Source organism: Paenibacillus rhizosphaerae, assembly GCF_014192015.1.
Taxonomy (GTDB): Bacteria; Bacillota; Bacilli; order Paenibacillales; family Paenibacillaceae; genus Paenibacillus_AQ; species Paenibacillus_AQ rhizosphaerae.
In genome coordinates this window covers 330,483-345,047 of record NZ_JACHXJ010000001.1, presented here as the reverse complement: position 1 = coordinate 345,047, position 14,565 = coordinate 330,483, and the positions used below count along the sequence as shown (strand labels likewise).

General features: G+C 58.0%; 14 protein-coding genes. 1 reads left to right on the top strand and 13 read right to left on the bottom strand.

Translation table 11 applies throughout. The annotated features are described in order from the left end of the window. Positions 1-21: 21 nt before the first annotated feature. Positions 22-1,017, top strand: coding sequence for a Gfo/Idh/MocA family protein (locus tag FHS19_RS01400; RefSeq protein ID WP_183577581.1), 996 nt, complete (start codon positions 22-24; stop codon positions 1,015-1,017). A gap of 302 nt (positions 1,018-1,319) precedes the next feature. On the opposite strand, the gene FHS19_RS34730 is transcribed toward FHS19_RS01400, so the two are convergent. The 13 genes from FHS19_RS34730 to FHS19_RS01335 form a co-directional block, all read right to left on the bottom strand. Further along, positions 1,320-2,573 (bottom strand): C40 family peptidase, encoded by a 1,254-nt coding sequence (locus FHS19_RS34730; RefSeq protein ID WP_246426394.1) that lies wholly within the window; start codon positions 2,571-2,573, stop codon positions 1,320-1,322. After that, positions 2,573-3,673: a mandelate racemase/muconate lactonizing enzyme family protein gene (locus tag FHS19_RS01390; RefSeq protein ID WP_183577578.1), complete on the bottom strand. Its 1,101-nt coding sequence runs from the start codon at positions 3,671-3,673 to the stop codon at positions 2,573-2,575. The genes FHS19_RS34730 and FHS19_RS01390 overlap by 1 nt, the downstream gene beginning before the upstream one ends. Positions 3,674-3,688: 15 nt before the next feature. Next, the gene (locus FHS19_RS01385) at positions 3,689-4,663 is read right to left on the bottom strand and encodes a S66 peptidase family protein (RefSeq protein ID WP_183581322.1); all 975 of its coding nucleotides are present in this window, start codon (positions 4,661-4,663) and stop codon (positions 3,689-3,691) included. A 17-nt stretch (positions 4,664-4,680) separates the two neighbouring features. Further along, positions 4,681-6,282, bottom strand: a complete 1,602-nt coding sequence (locus FHS19_RS01380) for a peptide ABC transporter substrate-binding protein (protein ID WP_376771829.1) — start codon at positions 6,280-6,282, stop codon at positions 4,681-4,683. A gap of 220 nt (positions 6,283-6,502) precedes the next feature. Then, positions 6,503-7,543 carry an ABC transporter ATP-binding protein gene (locus tag FHS19_RS01375; RefSeq protein ID WP_183577574.1) on the bottom strand — a complete coding sequence of 347 codons (1,041 nt, stop codon included), beginning with the start codon at positions 7,541-7,543 and terminating at the stop codon, positions 6,503-6,505. Between the two features lie 6 nt (positions 7,544-7,549). Continuing rightward, positions 7,550-8,467: an ABC transporter permease gene (locus FHS19_RS01370; RefSeq protein ID WP_183577572.1), complete on the bottom strand. Its 918-nt coding sequence runs from the start codon at positions 8,465-8,467 to the stop codon at positions 7,550-7,552. 3 nt (positions 8,468-8,470) lie between these two features. Beyond that, a complete protein-coding gene (locus FHS19_RS01365; RefSeq protein WP_183577570.1) occupies positions 8,471-9,403 on the bottom strand; it encodes an ABC transporter permease in 933 nt (310 codons plus the stop codon). Positions 9,404-9,505: 102 nt separating this feature from the next. Next, entirely contained in the window at positions 9,506-10,330 is an 825-nt protein-coding gene (gene dppA / locus FHS19_RS01360) for a D-aminopeptidase DppA (RefSeq protein ID WP_183577567.1), read from the bottom strand. 308 nt (positions 10,331-10,638) lie between these two features. Next, a complete protein-coding gene (locus FHS19_RS01355) occupies positions 10,639-10,977 on the bottom strand; it encodes a DUF3870 domain-containing protein (protein ID WP_183581320.1) in 339 nt (112 codons plus the stop codon). A gap of 194 nt (positions 10,978-11,171) precedes the next feature. Next, positions 11,172-11,702: a DUF6220 domain-containing protein gene (locus FHS19_RS01350; RefSeq protein ID WP_183577564.1), complete on the bottom strand. Its 531-nt coding sequence runs from the start codon at positions 11,700-11,702 to the stop codon at positions 11,172-11,174. 18 nt (positions 11,703-11,720) lie between these two features. Then, positions 11,721-12,242: a DUF2269 family protein gene (locus FHS19_RS01345; protein ID WP_183577561.1), complete on the bottom strand. Its 522-nt coding sequence runs from the start codon at positions 12,240-12,242 to the stop codon at positions 11,721-11,723. A gap of 168 nt (positions 12,243-12,410) precedes the next feature. Next, the gene (locus FHS19_RS01340) at positions 12,411-13,103 is read right to left on the bottom strand and encodes a response regulator transcription factor (protein ID WP_183577559.1); all 693 of its coding nucleotides are present in this window, start codon (positions 13,101-13,103) and stop codon (positions 12,411-12,413) included. After that, positions 13,100-14,560: a sensor histidine kinase gene (locus FHS19_RS01335; RefSeq protein WP_183577557.1), complete on the bottom strand. Its 1,461-nt coding sequence runs from the start codon at positions 14,558-14,560 to the stop codon at positions 13,100-13,102. Before FHS19_RS01335 ends, FHS19_RS01340 begins: the two co-directional genes overlap by 4 nt. Positions 14,561-14,565 lie beyond the last annotated feature (5 nt).

Here is a 14,565-nt window from a genome sequence, read left to right as displayed (position 1 = left end):
CAGACTGGAGGAAATGAAAACATGATTAATGTCGCCATCTTGAGTTTCTGGCATGTTCATGCCAAGGATTACGTGCTTCAGGCGCAGCAGCACCCTGACTTATCCATCAAGGCGGTATGGGACGAGGACCCGGGGCGGGGCCGGGCGAAGGCGGAAGAGCTCGGTGTTCCTTTTTACGGAGAGCTGCCCGTGCTGCTGGCCGAACCGGGCATCGATGCCGTTATCGTAACCGCACCGACGACGATGCACCGCGAGATTATGATCGCGGCGGCGAATGCGGGCAAGCATATTTTTACGGAAAAGGTGCTCGCCCAGACGATCCGGGAATGCAACGAGATCGTCGCCGCCGTTCGGGATGCCGGCGTTATGCTTACAGTGTCGCTGCCGCGGCTGAATACGGCGTTTGCGCAGGCGGCCCGCGAGGTCATTGGCAAAGGTCTGCTCGGCAGCCTGACACTCGCCCGCGTCAGACTGGCGCACAAAGGCGCGCTTACGGAAAACGGACTGCCCGCTTACTTCTACGATCCGCAGCAGAGTGCCGGCGGAGCCATGATTGATCTCGGCTGCCATCCGATGATTTTGGCGCGCTTCCTGCTCGGCATGCCGGAAATCGTCAGCGCCAGCTATGGCTACGTGACCGGCCGCGAGGTGGAGGATAACGCGGTAGCCGTGCTCAGCTACCGGGACGGTGCGCTCGGCATTGTTGAAGCCGGCTTTGTGAACCCGCTTTCGCCGTTCACGCTGGAAGTGCACGGCACGAAGGGCAGCCTGCAGTACTCCACGCACAGCCGCAAGGTGATCGTCGCGAGCACTGAGAACGGTGCCGAACCGATCGTGGAATGGCCGCTTCCGGAGGCACTTCATTCGGCGATGGAGCAATGGGTCGACCATATCGTCACGGGCGAGCCCGGCTCGTTCAATACGGAGATGGCGCTTGATCTGACCCGGCTGATGGAAGCTTCCAACCTGTCGGCCCGCTCGGGCGCGGCCGTCAGGATCGCCGATTTATCGGAATAACCCATACTTGAAAAATGATAAGGGCCGTCTTGTAAGCCGCGGGTATCATGCGGCTGAGGACGGCCCTTTGGCATATCTGCAAGCTTCACAATTCAGGGGCGGCCTGCCGGGAAATGAGCAGTTCTATTCGAACCGGAACTTTTCCGGCGATCCCATTTCAGGCGATTATTGTTCCGGGCACCTGTCTCGTCCCCGACGAGCTTTTTTCCGGGCACCTCGTTTCCGACCAGCCATATTCCCATAGTGGCTCACTTCCTAGCGCAGCTATTCGTCCCCGTCGCTGCTCCCTTTTCCGTGTGCCGTTACGTCCAATAACGACGGGAGACACAGTGCTCGTCAGCAAGCTTATACCCTTTCAGCGGAATCAGCTCCACCGAGCTGGCCGAATCAGGCGAATGGATCATGTGCCCGTCCCCGGCATAGATGCCGACATGGTGGACGCGTCCCTTGCCCTGCTCATGGGCAAAGAACAGCAAGTCCCCCGGCTGCAGCTCCTCTCGCGGGATGCTGGCTCCGTGGAGCGCCTGGACGGAAGCGTCCCTTGGGATGACGATGCCGCAGGCGAGGTGCATGGAGTGGGCAAACCCGGAACAATCGTAGCCCCAGGCGGACGTGCCCCCCCACAGATAAGGCAGTCCGAGAAAGCGCTTGGCCTGTGCCACGATGGCCTGGCCTTTATTCCGCCCTTCCGCAAGAGACTCCGGGTAATCCCCGGGCTCAGCCGCCACCTGCACGTCTGCCCGTTTTATCCGGGCAAGACCGTGCGGGGTCTGCACGACCACAAAGGAATCCTCACGATAATCTGCTCCCGCCTCAGCGCCTTCCTTCGGAACACTCTCTGCTTGGGGAAAAGCTCCAGCATCGGTTCCAGCTACCGTTTCGGCTTGAAAACCCGGGGCGGCTTGAGCTTCATCGCTGGATTCTACCTCAAGCCCCGTTCCCCGCTCCTTCCCGATTGCCAGCGGCAGCTTTGTCAGGAAGCTGATGGACATTTTTGCCGATGAGGACAACAGCTCCAAGTCCGCCGCGTGCGCCGTAACGATCGCAGAAGCTGGAGCAGCAGCGGCGCCGGGGACGCTTCCGCCGCTGCCCAGCAGCCGCAGCGCTTCCTCCTCGCTCAACTTCAGCAGCTGCTCTGTCGGAATCCAGCCGGGATATCCATTCTCATCCTTGGGCGAGGATTGGGACGGGATGGCGATCCGGCTCCATCCGTCCAGCTCTTCATAGGCAAGGACCGGCGTGCCGTACAGTGCCTGGGTCTGAACGCGGTTGGCCTCGCACAGGTCGAGCTTATCCTGCACCGTCATCGCTGCAATCCATGCCTCGATGCCGCTCCCCCGGCCATCCTCCGGATCGGTTTCCTTTTCCATTGGGTTTCCCAGATCAGTTTTGCCTTTGACCTCCCGTTTCCCAACCCCAGGTCCACCTGTGGCGAACCCGGCCAGTGCCGGTGCATCCAGCGCACGCGGCGAGGACGGGCTGGTCCAGACGGTGGCCACGGGGACGCTGACCACCCGCCATGCAGGGAATAGGGCCTGATCGTCTCGATCCGCCATCACCATACCCCCACTTCGTCCGTCGTGCGCACGTCGGTTATGCCCAGACCCGGCGCGTCCGTAAAGGTCATCACCCGGCCGTCGTACTTGACGCCGCCGACGACGTCATCCTGGTGCAGCATCAGCGGCGCGTCGAAGTCGTAGCGGGTGACGTTCTTTTTGCTGGCGGCGAAGTGGGCGGCGGCGGTCACCGCCAGGCGGGATTCGATCATGCTGCCCACCATGCATTCGACGCCGTACTCTTCGGCCAGCTGGTTGATCAGCTGCGCCTTGTAAATGCCGCCCGCCTTCATCAGCTTAATGTTGATCAGGTCGGCCGCATGCCGCTGCAGCACTTCCAGCGCCTGCACCGGAGAAAAGACGCTTTCGTCGGCCATAATCAACGTATCCACCGCGGCGGTCACCTGCTGCAGCCCGTAAATATCCCCGGCCCGGACCGGCTGCTCCACCAGTTCGACGTTGAGGCCCATGTCCTCCATCTTCCGGATGGAGCGGATCGCCTCCTTGGCCTGCCAGCCCTGGTTGGCATCCAGCCGGATCTTGACGTCGCTGCCGATGCGCTGCCGGATTTCCCGGATGCGGCGGATGTCATGCTCGATGTCATCCTTGCCGACCTTGATCTTCAGCACGGTAAATCCCGCCTGAACGTATTGGGCCGCGTCTTCTCCCATTTCCTCGGGCGAGTTGACGCTGACCGTAAAGTCCGTTTCGATCCGGTCGCGGTAACCGCCGAGAAATTGGTACAACGGCATACGCCCGTGCTGGGCCACCAGGTCGTACACCGCCATATCGACGGCCGCCTTGGCGCTGGTGCAGCCGACCATGGCCTGGTGGACCGACTGAAGGATCTGCTCGTAGGCGAGCAGGCTCTGGCCGATCAGGAGCGGCTTGAACGTATGCTCGATGGCGGACTGGATCGCCTCAAGGCTGTCGCCTGTAATGACGACGGTGGCCGGCGCCTCGCCCCAGCCCACTTTGCCGTCGTCGGCCGTCATTTTAACCACAATCGATTCGGCTTGATGAACCGTGCGCAGCGCCGTCTTGAACGGTTTGGTCAGCGGCGTGTACTTGCGCAGCACTTCGATATCATGTATTCGCATTGCCGGTTGCCTCCTCTATATAATGGCTGACTCCAGCGCTTCCACCTTTTTGTCAGCCGTGCTCAGCTCGGCTTCCATCCCGTGCGGAACCGCGACGTTGGGAGAGCCGTGCCCGATCCCGAAACCCATCAGGGAAGGTCTGCCCGCTTCGGTCACATAATGCCGGATGACCTCCTCCAAGGTGAAGGAGACCGGACGCTTGACCGGCTCGCAATCGCGGAAGTCGCCCACCAGGATGCCGGCCGCCTGCTCCAGCTTGCCCGCCATCCGCAGCTGATTCAGCATCCGGTCGATCCGGTACGGCTCCTCGCCGATGTCCTCGATAAACAGGAGACAGCCCCTGGTATCGATCTCAAACGGCGTTCCGAGCGTACTCGTCAGCAAAGTCAGGTTGCCCCCCACGAGCGGGCCTTTGGCCTTGCCCTCCACCAAGGTATGCAGCGGGGTGATGTCCCCGGTGTAGCGGAACGGCTCGGGCCGGACCAGCTGGGCGAAGCTCTGCCGGGTCAACGGGTGCACGTCCTTGTCCCCAAGACAGATCATCATCGGCCCATGCACTGTGATCAATCCGGTCATCTTCCAGATGGCGGCATGCAGGAAGGTGATGTCACTGTACCCCCATAAAATTTTGGGATGCCGGCGGATCTGATCGTAATCGAGCTTCTCCGCGATCCTGGCCGTGCCGTACCCTCCCCGGGCGCAAACGATGGCCTGAATGCCGGGATCCGCAAACAGGGCGTTCAGCTCGGCGGCACGCTCCGCATCGGTTCCGGCGAGGTAGCCGTGGCCGCGGTTCAGCGATTCACCAAACCGGACCTTCAGGCCAAGCTCTTCAAACACTTCGGCCGACCGGCGGATCGCCTCCGTGTCCCCACGGCTCGCCGGGGCGGTGATGGCCACCGTGTCTCCCGGCTTCAACCGGGCCGGCCGGATTGGACTTCTCCCGGCACCGGCCTGCGCCCCTTCTATACCCGAACCTGCAGCATGCATGAACGGTCTCAGCCTTCTCATTTCAGATCAGCCCACTTAAAGTCCATGTATCCGTATGGATGGCGGACCACGTCGACGAGCTTGTCGCTTTGCAGATAAGCGGAATCATAGAAATACATCGGCATGATCGGCGCCTCGTCCATCAGTATTTTTTCAGCCTGGTGCATCAGGTCATAGCGCTTCGCCTCGTCCGTTTCTTGGTAGGCGGCCTGAATCAGCTTGTCGTATTGGGCATTGCTCCATCCTGTACGGTTGTTCGGACTTTTGCTTTGGAAAATATCCAGGAAGTTGATCGGATCGGCGAAATCCGGCAGCCAGGACGACCGGGAGAACTGCAGCTGAAGCTGCTTTTGCTCCGCGGTGAGGACTTTGCCTTCTTTGCCTGCGAGCTTGACGTCGACACCCAGGTTTTCCTTGAACATGGCCTGCAGCGTTTCGGCGATTTTCTGATGCAAATCGTTCGTATTGTAAGTCAGCGTCACTTCCGGCAGCGTGCTGTATCCCGCTTCCTTCATGCCTTCCGCAAGCAGGCTCTTGGCCTGCACCGCGTCAAACGTCATCAGGTCGCCGCCCACCTCGCGGAAATCACGTCCGTCCGGCTCCTTGAGTCCGTAGGATACGAGACCGCCGGCCGGCTTTTGCTTCTGCTTGACCACCAGGTCTACGATTTTCTGACGATCCACCGCGAGCGCAAAGGCTTTGCGGATTTTGGCGTTGTCAAACGGCTTCATCGTCGTATTGAAGCGGTAAAAATACGTGCCTGCCGAATCCTGAACGTTCACTTTGCCTTCCGAGAACAGCTGGTCGCTCATATCGGCGGGAACGCCGGCAATGTGCAGCTCGCCGCTTTGGTACAGCTGGTATTCCGTGTTGGAATCGTTGATCATTTTGAACGTGACGCCGTCCAGCTTCACATTTGCCGCGTCCCAATACTTATCATTCTTCACCATTTTGAGCTCGGAATCGTGATTCCACTGGGAGATGCGGAACGGGCCGTTGCTGACGAACGTATCGGCTTCCGCCGTCCAGTTCGGATTGGACTCGACGGTCTTTTGCGGCACCGGGAAAAAGGCCGGATTTGCCAGCATGCTCAGCAGCCAGGGGGCCGGCTGGGCCAGCGTCACTTCCAGCGTCTTGTCGTCAGCGGCTTTGATCTGCACGTCGTCCGCTGTCCCTTTGCCGGAGTTAAAAGCCTCCGCTCCTTTGAACACATAGGCCAATGTCGCGGCCGAAGACGCGGTTTTCGGATCGAGCATTCTTTTCCAGGCAAACTCAAAGTCGCTCGCCTTTACCGGCTCGCCATTACTCCACTGCACGCCGTCGCGCAGCGTGAACGTGTACTTGAGTCCGTCTTCGGAAACCTTCCATTCGGACGCCATGGCCGGCTCCGGAGATTGGTCCTTGCCGAGACGCGTCATTCCCTCCATCGCATTATTCAAAATGTCATAGGAAACCTGATCGAATCCGATCGGCGGATCGAGCGAAGTGGGCTCACGGACGTTGTTGTACAGGAGGATTTTACTTCCGGTATCTCCTCCACCGCCGCTTGCTCCTTCGGTTCCGCCACCGCATGCGGCCAGCAGCAGGCTGAGCAGCATACACATCAGCAGCGCCAGCATTAGCCTTCTTTTCACAGTCTTGTTCACGACAGCCTTTTCCATGAGACCCTCTCCCTTAATCCCGAATTGGTTGGTTGCTGTAAATACAAGCTATTTGTTATTCCTGAGCTTGCGTTATTCAAGACGCTGATCTATGGTCAAGTCCCGGGGCTTGCATAGCAAACCTGAAGCAGGATCCTGTTCCCGCAAAATGATCCAATCAAAACATTGCTCTCCTGCCTTAACCCTGGCCCGCCGATGCGGTTTCGGCCTCCGCCGGCCCTCGCTGCGGCATCGTTCTGGCCCGGGCGTCCTGCAGCCAGCAAGCTACGGTGTGCTCCCCGTCCAGCTCCACGCTTTCCGGCGGGAACAGGCCGCATACCTCCATCGCGTGGGGGCAACGGGCGGCAAACGCACACCCTTTCGGAGGCGCGAACAGGTCCGGCGGCGTGCCCGGGATCGCGTCGAGCTTCGCTCCTCTTGGCCGGTCCAGGCGCGGGATGGAATCGAGCAGCCCCCGCGTATACGGATGCTGCGGATTCCGGAACAGCTCCTTGACAGGCGCGGATTCCACGACCTGCCCCGCATACATGACATTGACGCTGTCGGCGATGCTGGCTACGACGCCGAGGTCGTGCGTAATCATGATCAGCGAAGCCTCGGTCGTGCGCTGCAGCATGCGGAACAGCTCCAGAATCTGCGTCTGGATCGTGACGTCCAGCGCGGTCGTCGGTTCGTCCGCGATCAGGACGGCGGGACGGCAGATTGCCGCCATCGCGATCATGATCCGCTGCCTCATGCCTCCGCTGAACTGATGCAGATGCTGCTTCAGCCGAAGCTCCGGATCGCGGATACCCACGAACTGCAGCATCTCGACCGCCCGCTTCCTCGCCTCCGTGCGGGACAGGCGCTGGTGGCGGATGACGCCCTCCATCAGCTGCTCCCCGATCGTCATCGTCGGGTTCAGCGCGGTCATCGCGTCCTGGAAGATAATCGCGATGTCCGAGCCGCGCACGTCGCGCATCTGCTTTTCGCTCAAACGCGTCAGCTCGCGTCCGTTAAACCGGATGCTGCCCTCCGTGATCCGCGAGTTGTTCTTGGGCAGGAGCCGCATGATGCTGCGGGCGGTGACGCTTTTGCCGCAGCCGGATTCGCCGACGATCGCCAGCGTCTCTCCCCGGTGCAGGCGGAGGCTGACGCCTCTGACAGCCTTCACCTCCCCCCCGTAGGTGGAGAACGAAACATGCAAATTGTCCACTTCGAGCAGCGCGTCGTTATTCATCTTCCGTTACCTCCTTTGCTTTGGATTAAAGGCGTTCAAGAGTCCGTCCCCCAGCAGGTTGAAGGCGAGCATCGTCACCGAAATGAAGAAGGCCGGGAAGAACAGCCGCCACCAATTGCCGGACAGAATGGTCGGCAGGGCATCGTTCGCCATTGTTCCCCAGCTCGCGAGCGGCGGCTGGATGCCGAGACCGAGGAAGCTGAGAAAGGCTTCGGCGAAAATAGCCGACGGCACGGAAAACGTCACCTGCACGATGATGACCCCGACGGCGTTGGGAAGCATGTGCCTGCGGATGATGTACCACGACCCGGCTCCCAAGGTCTTGGCAGCCAGGACGTACTCCGACGATTTCAGCTGAAGCACCTGCCCGCGGACGATCCGCGCCATCCCGATCCACCCTGTCGCTGTCAAAGCTAATATAATGGTCAGCAGCCCGGGGCCCATCACGACCATCAACAGAATGACCACGAGCAGATAAGGTATGCCATACAGCATATCCACGAACCGCATCATGGCGTTATCGACGCGCCCGCCGAAATATCCGGCGATGCCGCCGTAAATAATACCGATGCAAAAATCGATCAGGGCGGCGGCCAATCCGACCGTAAGCGAGATGCGTGAGCCGTACAAAATCCGGGCGAATACGTCGCGCCCGAGATCATCCGTTCCAAACCAATGCCCGCCGGACGGAGGCTGGTTCGCGCTCAGCAAGTTCTGTCCGGAGTAGCTCTGATCCGTCAGGAGCGGGCCGAACACGGCCAGCAGCGCCAGCAGCACGATCAGGACGAGTCCGCAGCAGGCCAGCTTATTGCGGAGCAGGCCGCGGACGGCCTGCTGCCATAACGATTGGCGCGGCCTGACGATCCGCTCCTGTTCTCCGGCCGTTCTGTACATCGGGGTAAACAAATGGTCCGGTACCTGCATGCGTCAGGCCCCCTTTCTGTGCAGCTTGATACGGGGATCGATGAACCCGTACACAATATCCACGATAAACATCATGAAGATGAGGAGCGCGCTGTAAAAAACCGTCGTGCCCATGATAACGGCGTAATCCCGGTTGTTGATGCCGTCCACGAAGTATTTCCCCATGCCGGGGATCGCGAATATTTTCTCGATGACGAAGCTCCCCGTCAGCACGTTGGCCAGCAGCGCGCCGAGCAGCGTCACCACGGGCAGCACCGCATTGCGCAGCGCATGCTTGACGATCATTCTTGCCGGCGACAGCCCTTTAGAGCGTGCCGTCTCCATGTAGTCCTGAGTAAGCACCTCAATCAGATTGGCCCTGGTGAGACGCGCGATCGTGGCGATGGGGCCGACCGAAAGAGCGAAGGCCGGAAGCACGACATGCTTCCACGTTCCCCACGAAGCGACCGGCAGCAGCCCCCATTTGACGGCGACATACTTGATCAGGAGCGGAGCGATAACGAAGCTTGGCACCGCGATGCCGATGACGGCCAGCACCATGGCGATATAGTCGATAATGCCGTTCTGCTTCAGGGCGGCCACCGTACCCAGTGCAGTGCCGGCTGCAATCGCCAGCAGAATGGCCGCCGCGCCGAGCTGGAAGGATACCGGAAATCCGCGGTCGATCATCGTGTTCACCGATGTCGGATAATGGGATATCGATGGCCCGAGATCGAAGGTCAGCAGCGACTTGAGGTACAGCAAATATTGGACGCCCAGCGGCTTGTCCAGATGGTAGAACGACATCATATTCTGCACGACCGCTGCGCTTGCTTCCTTCCCGTCGCGGTCAAACGGAGAGCCGGGAATCGAGTGCATCAGGAAAAAGGTGACCGTGACGATCAGCCACAGCGTGACCAGCATGGATAAGAAACGCTTCAAAATGTATTGCGCCATGAATCTCACCCTCTCTTTACTCGGCATATTATGCAATCTCTCTCGGACACGTTTTCCTCGAATAAACCTGACAGCGGACTTACGGAAAACAGGCCGCCTTCATCAGCAGAAGGACGTCCGCATGGCCAGCTCGGTCATGACCAGCATGGCTTGGTACGCTTCAAGAATATCTTTCGCCTCAAACGACACGACAGGCGATCCTTGTTCGATCGAGGTGCCCGGCATCAGATGGGCCCATTCCGCCTGCCCGTAATTCGCGAATTCGATCGTCAGCCGCGGGCGTTCCGGCGGAACGAGCGGCTTGACGCGGTCGCGCCCGGCAATTGCCTCGGCCATCTTCTGCCTGAGCAGCCGTCCGCTCTTCTCCGGCGACAGGCACAGTGCCGACGTGCGGGAAATACGCTCTTTGACGATCGCCGTCGTCACGCCGGGCAGCAGACTTTCGGCCTCGATTGCCGTCTCGTCGTCCCCGGCCACCATCAGAACCGGCACGCCGTAATGTCCCGCCACGTAGGCGTTAAATCCCAATTCACCTACAGCGACGTCATTGATATACATGTTCCGGACGCCGAAAATCATCGTATGGCTGAGAACGCCCTTTCGGGCCGCCATCGCGTGATAACCGAGAAAGACGGCTCCCGCAAAGCTTCCGTCAAGCCCCTGCATCATCGAGAACGGCTTGACGTCACCGGAAATCAGTTTGCTGTCCGGGTGGAGATTTTCGATGATCAGATTGTTCATTTTCGAGTGGCTGTCGTTGACGATCACCTCGCTGAACCCTTCTTCAAACGCGGTTTCGATGACGTGATTCGCCTCGGCCGTCATGATATGCTGGCCCCGGGTGTAGTTGTAGCGGCTGGAATCGACGAATGTCGCGTCCACCAGACCCGTAATGCCCTCCATATCAATGGATATGTACATTTTCATCTTCAAGTCCCTCCGATTGTCATATTTGGGTATAAGAAAAACGTCTATCGACGTACCTTCAAAGAAGACAGACCGCGTTTAAAGGTAATGTTTCTTGCAATATCAGGAAGCTATGGCTCTGGAGTTTATACTTTCTGATATTATGAAAAAAACCCGGCAAACGTCATATGCCTGCGCTGCCCGGGCGGCATATGTCATTTGCTGGGTTTTATTTACGCGTATGTTCCCATACTGATAAACAAAGCAGCGGTATGCAATTGGTGAAACACGGTAAAACACCGCTTCACATCGTTCCGAATCGCTGCTGCTCAGGAATCCGGCGCAGCTTCCCTCGACGAAAGCGCCGATTTGTACTTCTTCTGCGCATCCTTGAACGCCACGATGATCGCCTTCTGCGAAGAGCCGTAATACCTCGTCCGGATCTCTTCCGCCACCGGCTCAAGGGAGAGCATGCTCTTCCCGAGAAAGATGGAGCGCACAAACTGCGATGTAAGAGGAATCGTGGAGGAACAGGCGGCATCCACGATTTTGTGGCTGACGGTGTCCACGACCAGTCCGATAAAAAAGGCGCTGTACTGCTGGGTTATCGGATTATTCACCGAGGTCTGTGCATCACCGACGATGTAGATCGTGTCTTTATCGTACAATGGACGCATCCCCCGTCTCCTCGCTTCTCCTGCCGAGCCCATAGGGATGTTCGATGGGCGGCATCGGACGACCTATAAGCCGAAAGAACAAGCTGATTTGTTATTTATTCTAACAAGGGATTCGCGATTTTGTAAATACAAAGTTCATGCAAGCGCTTAATATTTTTTTCCACGTCACAAAACATCACATACGGCTAGCTTGTCATCTCTCCGGACCCTGACGCCCTGGCCTTCCCAGCTTGGTTCGTACCCAGCAGCCAAGGCCAGGAACGTCTAGCCAAATGCACCGACAACCCGAACAGCAGCAGCGCATCCACCGCATGAAGTGCGCGGAGCGATCCTGTCATATTCTGAATGGTGATGTGCTGCAGCGCGGTCAGGGCAAACAGCGCGAGCGGCCACCACCTGAAACCTCCCCGGATGTTTCCTAAGAAGGACAGCAGAAACATCACGACCGGGACGAATTCAAATACATTTGCAAAGACTCGATGCAACTGCAAATCACCAGGATCCACCAAAATGCCGAGGCCGGCGAAAAACACCTGCACAACAATGCAGGCAAGGTAACCCGCCGCCAACAATCCATAGACCCACCTTACGGTTCGTATTCGAATCGACAGCGGTGCACTGCCTGTAACCCCTATACTGAACTGCTGCCCAAGCTTCGAATCCGAGCCGATTCCGTTTGCTTCAATTTTCCCCTGCTTTTCGTTACTGCTCCCCATGATTAACGCTCCCTTCGATCATTTAAGGCTGGGCCGTGCTCCGCCCCGCCTTGCTCCCCACGGTTTGAAGACCGAAACGACAAATACCCCTGCCAGTGAAACGATCTGCAGAATGATCCCGATCCACAGCTGTACATTGTTCACCGTGAATTCCGGACTGAGGATGCCCTGCACTCCCGGCTCAGAGACGTATTGGACCGCTTGCAGCGTCCAGTAATACATGCCGACGGGCCCGAGGATGACCAGAAGCAGCGTCAGGATTTCCTTGACGATGATCCAGTAATATTTTAACAATCCCCATGGCGTCCAGACCGACAGCATGATGCCGGTTACGAGTGTTGCGATCGTGGACACGCGTACCGTCTTTTCGGACAGCATATGCATGATGCTGTAGCAGGCGCGGAATACGCCCTCATCCTCCGTGACGGCCGCCGTAATGCTCAAGAACAGGAAAATAACAGCCGTGCCCAGCATGACCGCCGAAAACAGCAAATGCAGGGTCAGCAGCCATTTCCGCTGCTTCACCGTCATTTTTTTCATCCGATTCACCTCCTTCTTCAGCATAGATCCCGTTTCTAAACCGGCTCTAAACCGAATCTAAAAAAAGTATAAAAACACACTCAGCCTCAACGTGCCGAAAACGCAAAAAGACCTTTACCGACAGTAAAGGCCTTCCCAAAACGCTTCATAGGATCAAACGCATCTCATCTATATATTAAAGCGATAACCCACGCCCCAAATCGTCTCGATATATTGCGGCTTGGAGGGGTTCGCTTCGATTTTCTCCCTTAATTTGCTGATATACACTGTGACGGTGGCGTTATCGCCCAAAGAATCCAGTCCCCAAATCCGTTCGAACAGGTCGTCCTTGCTGAACACCCGGTTCGGGTGTGTGCACAGGAACAGCAGCAGGTCATACTCTTTAGAGGTCAGCAGCACCTCCTGTTCGTTCACGAACACCTTGCGGGACAGCTGGTCGATCCGGATTCCCCGCAGGCGCAGCTCGCTCTTCGGCTCCCGCCGGTGCTCCGACGTCAGCCGGTCATAGCGGGACAAATGCGCTTTAACGCGTGCCACAAGTTCCCCGACGCTGAAGGGCTTGGTAATATAATCGTCCGCACCAAGGCCTAGGCCCCGGATTTTATCGATGTCCTCCTTGCGGGCGGTCACCATCAGGATCGGAATGTTCCTCGCCTCGCGGACCTGGCGGCAGATTTCAAAACCGTCCACCTTCGGCAGCATCAGATCGAGGATGATCAAATCGTACTCCTCTTCCAGCGCCTTCTTCAGGCCTGTATCCCCGCTTGCCGCGACGTCGACGGCATAGCCGCCCGCCTCCAAATAATCCTTTTCCACTTCTGCAATGACCTGTTCATCCTCAATGATCAAAATGCGCCTCACGCCCGCTCACCGCCATCCCTTGTCTTTGGCAACGCAAAATAAATGCCCGTTCCTTCGCCGGTCCGGCTCTCCGCCCAGACCCTGCCTCCCTGTCCCTCAATCATCTGCTTAACGATCGCAAGCCCGAGGCCGCTCCCGCCGGTATCGGTATTTCGCGACGGCTCGGCGCGGTAGAAACGGTCGAAAATATGAGGCAGCGCCGCTTCATCAATCCCGGAGCCGTTATCCTTGATCATGATCACGGCCTCATCCGGCCCATCGCTCAGGTTTACGGACAGTTCCTTGTCCGCCTTATCCAAATACTTCAGGCTGTTGTCGATTATATTCATGATCACTCTCCGCAGCTTCTCCCGGTCCGCCATCACCTGAACGTGCCCGGTTCCCGGCAGTTCACACGCGATCCTCACGCCGGACATCCGGGGATCGAGCCGCAGATCCTGAACGCAATCCGCAACATATCCCTTCAGATCGGTCGGCTCCAGATAAAAAGGCAGCTTCTTGAGATCCAGCTTCGAGAACAGCAGCAGTTCTTCGATCAGCCGGTCCATATCTTCCGTCTTTTTCGCGATCATACCCATATACTTATCCCGCATCGCGTCGGTATCGGCAATCCCGTCCTGAATGCCTTCCACGCAAGCCTTGATGCCGGTAATCGGCGTCTTCAGGTCGTGGGATATACTCGCAATCAGCTCCTTGCGGTTATCCTCGTACTGCAGCTGAAGGCGGATCGATTCGTTCAGGCGGCTCCGCATTTCCTCAAACGCTTCTCCCAGTTCCCCAATCTCATCCTTGCGCTTCAGCGCGATTTCGTGGCTCAGGTCCCCGTCCTTGATCTGCTCTGCGGCATGCTTTAACGCATACAGCGGCTTGATCAGGCTGCGGGAGACCAGAAAGGTCAAAATTCCGTTGGTCAACCCGATGACCAGAAGCAGGGATAACAACATCAGCGGGAAAAACTTTTTGGCTTCCGCAAAAAATGCGCTCATATCCGTCAAGACATAAACCGCTCCCGTATGCTGGCCGCTGAAGGCCACGTCGAATTTCTCCACGGAGAACCGGCCGCTTCCTTTCGCTCCCCAGCGGTGCCAGGACATTGCCGGCTGCCACTTCTGGATTTCCTTCTCCACATCAACGCCGCGGAGCAGATCCGAGGTATACGTGATCCGGCCGTCCTCCGTAACGACGATCCCCGCATCCAATCGGGTCAGCTGTTCGTCCGCTTTGGCCACAAAATCGGGATCGGCGAACCGGTCAGGTTCGGTCTGGATCATAAATTTGAGGCCGGCGGTCATTTCGCCGCGGAGGCTTGCCGTTTCCCAAATGGCAGGGGTTTCACGGCCTTCCCCGATGTTTTTGAACAATACGGTATACAGCCCTCCGGCAATCACAGCGAACAGGACGACCGGGATGAAGGTCATCGCTATATAAGAAAGCAAAAGTCTTGTTTTGATGGACATGGGCC

Excerpts from the sequence above, each read along its gene's own strand:
- FHS19_RS01400 (WP_183577581.1), top strand. The coding sequence starts at position 22 with ATGATTAATGTCGCCATCTTGAGTTTCTGGCATGTTCATGCCAAGGAT.
- FHS19_RS34730 (WP_246426394.1), bottom strand. The coding sequence starts at position 2,573 with ATGGCGGATCGAGACGATCAGGCCCTATTCCCTGCATGGCGGGTGGTC.
- FHS19_RS01390 (WP_183577578.1), bottom strand. The coding sequence starts at position 3,673 with ATGCGAATACATGATATCGAAGTGCTGCGCAAGTACACGCCGCTGACC.
- FHS19_RS01385 (WP_183581322.1), bottom strand. The coding sequence starts at position 4,663 with ATGCATGCTGCAGGTTCGGGTATAGAAGGGGCGCAGGCCGGTGCCGGG.
- FHS19_RS01380 (WP_376771829.1), bottom strand. The coding sequence starts at position 6,282 with ATGCTGGCGCTGCTGATGTGTATGCTGCTCAGCCTGCTGCTGGCCGCA.
- FHS19_RS01375 (WP_183577574.1), bottom strand. The coding sequence starts at position 7,543 with ATGAATAACGACGCGCTGCTCGAAGTGGACAATTTGCATGTTTCGTTC.
- FHS19_RS01370 (WP_183577572.1), bottom strand. The coding sequence starts at position 8,467 with ATGCAGGTACCGGACCATTTGTTTACCCCGATGTACAGAACGGCCGGA.
- FHS19_RS01365 (WP_183577570.1), bottom strand. The coding sequence starts at position 9,403 with ATGGCGCAATACATTTTGAAGCGTTTCTTATCCATGCTGGTCACGCTG.
- dppA (WP_183577567.1), bottom strand. The coding sequence starts at position 10,330 with ATGAAAATGTACATATCCATTGATATGGAGGGCATTACGGGTCTGGTG.
- FHS19_RS01350 (WP_183577564.1), bottom strand. The coding sequence starts at position 11,702 with ATGGGGAGCAGTAACGAAAAGCAGGGGAAAATTGAAGCAAACGGAATC.
- FHS19_RS01345 (WP_183577561.1), bottom strand. The coding sequence starts at position 12,242 with ATGAAAAAAATGACGGTGAAGCAGCGGAAATGGCTGCTGACCCTGCAT.
- FHS19_RS01335 (WP_183577557.1), bottom strand. The coding sequence starts at position 14,560 with ATGTCCATCAAAACAAGACTTTTGCTTTCTTATATAGCGATGACCTTC.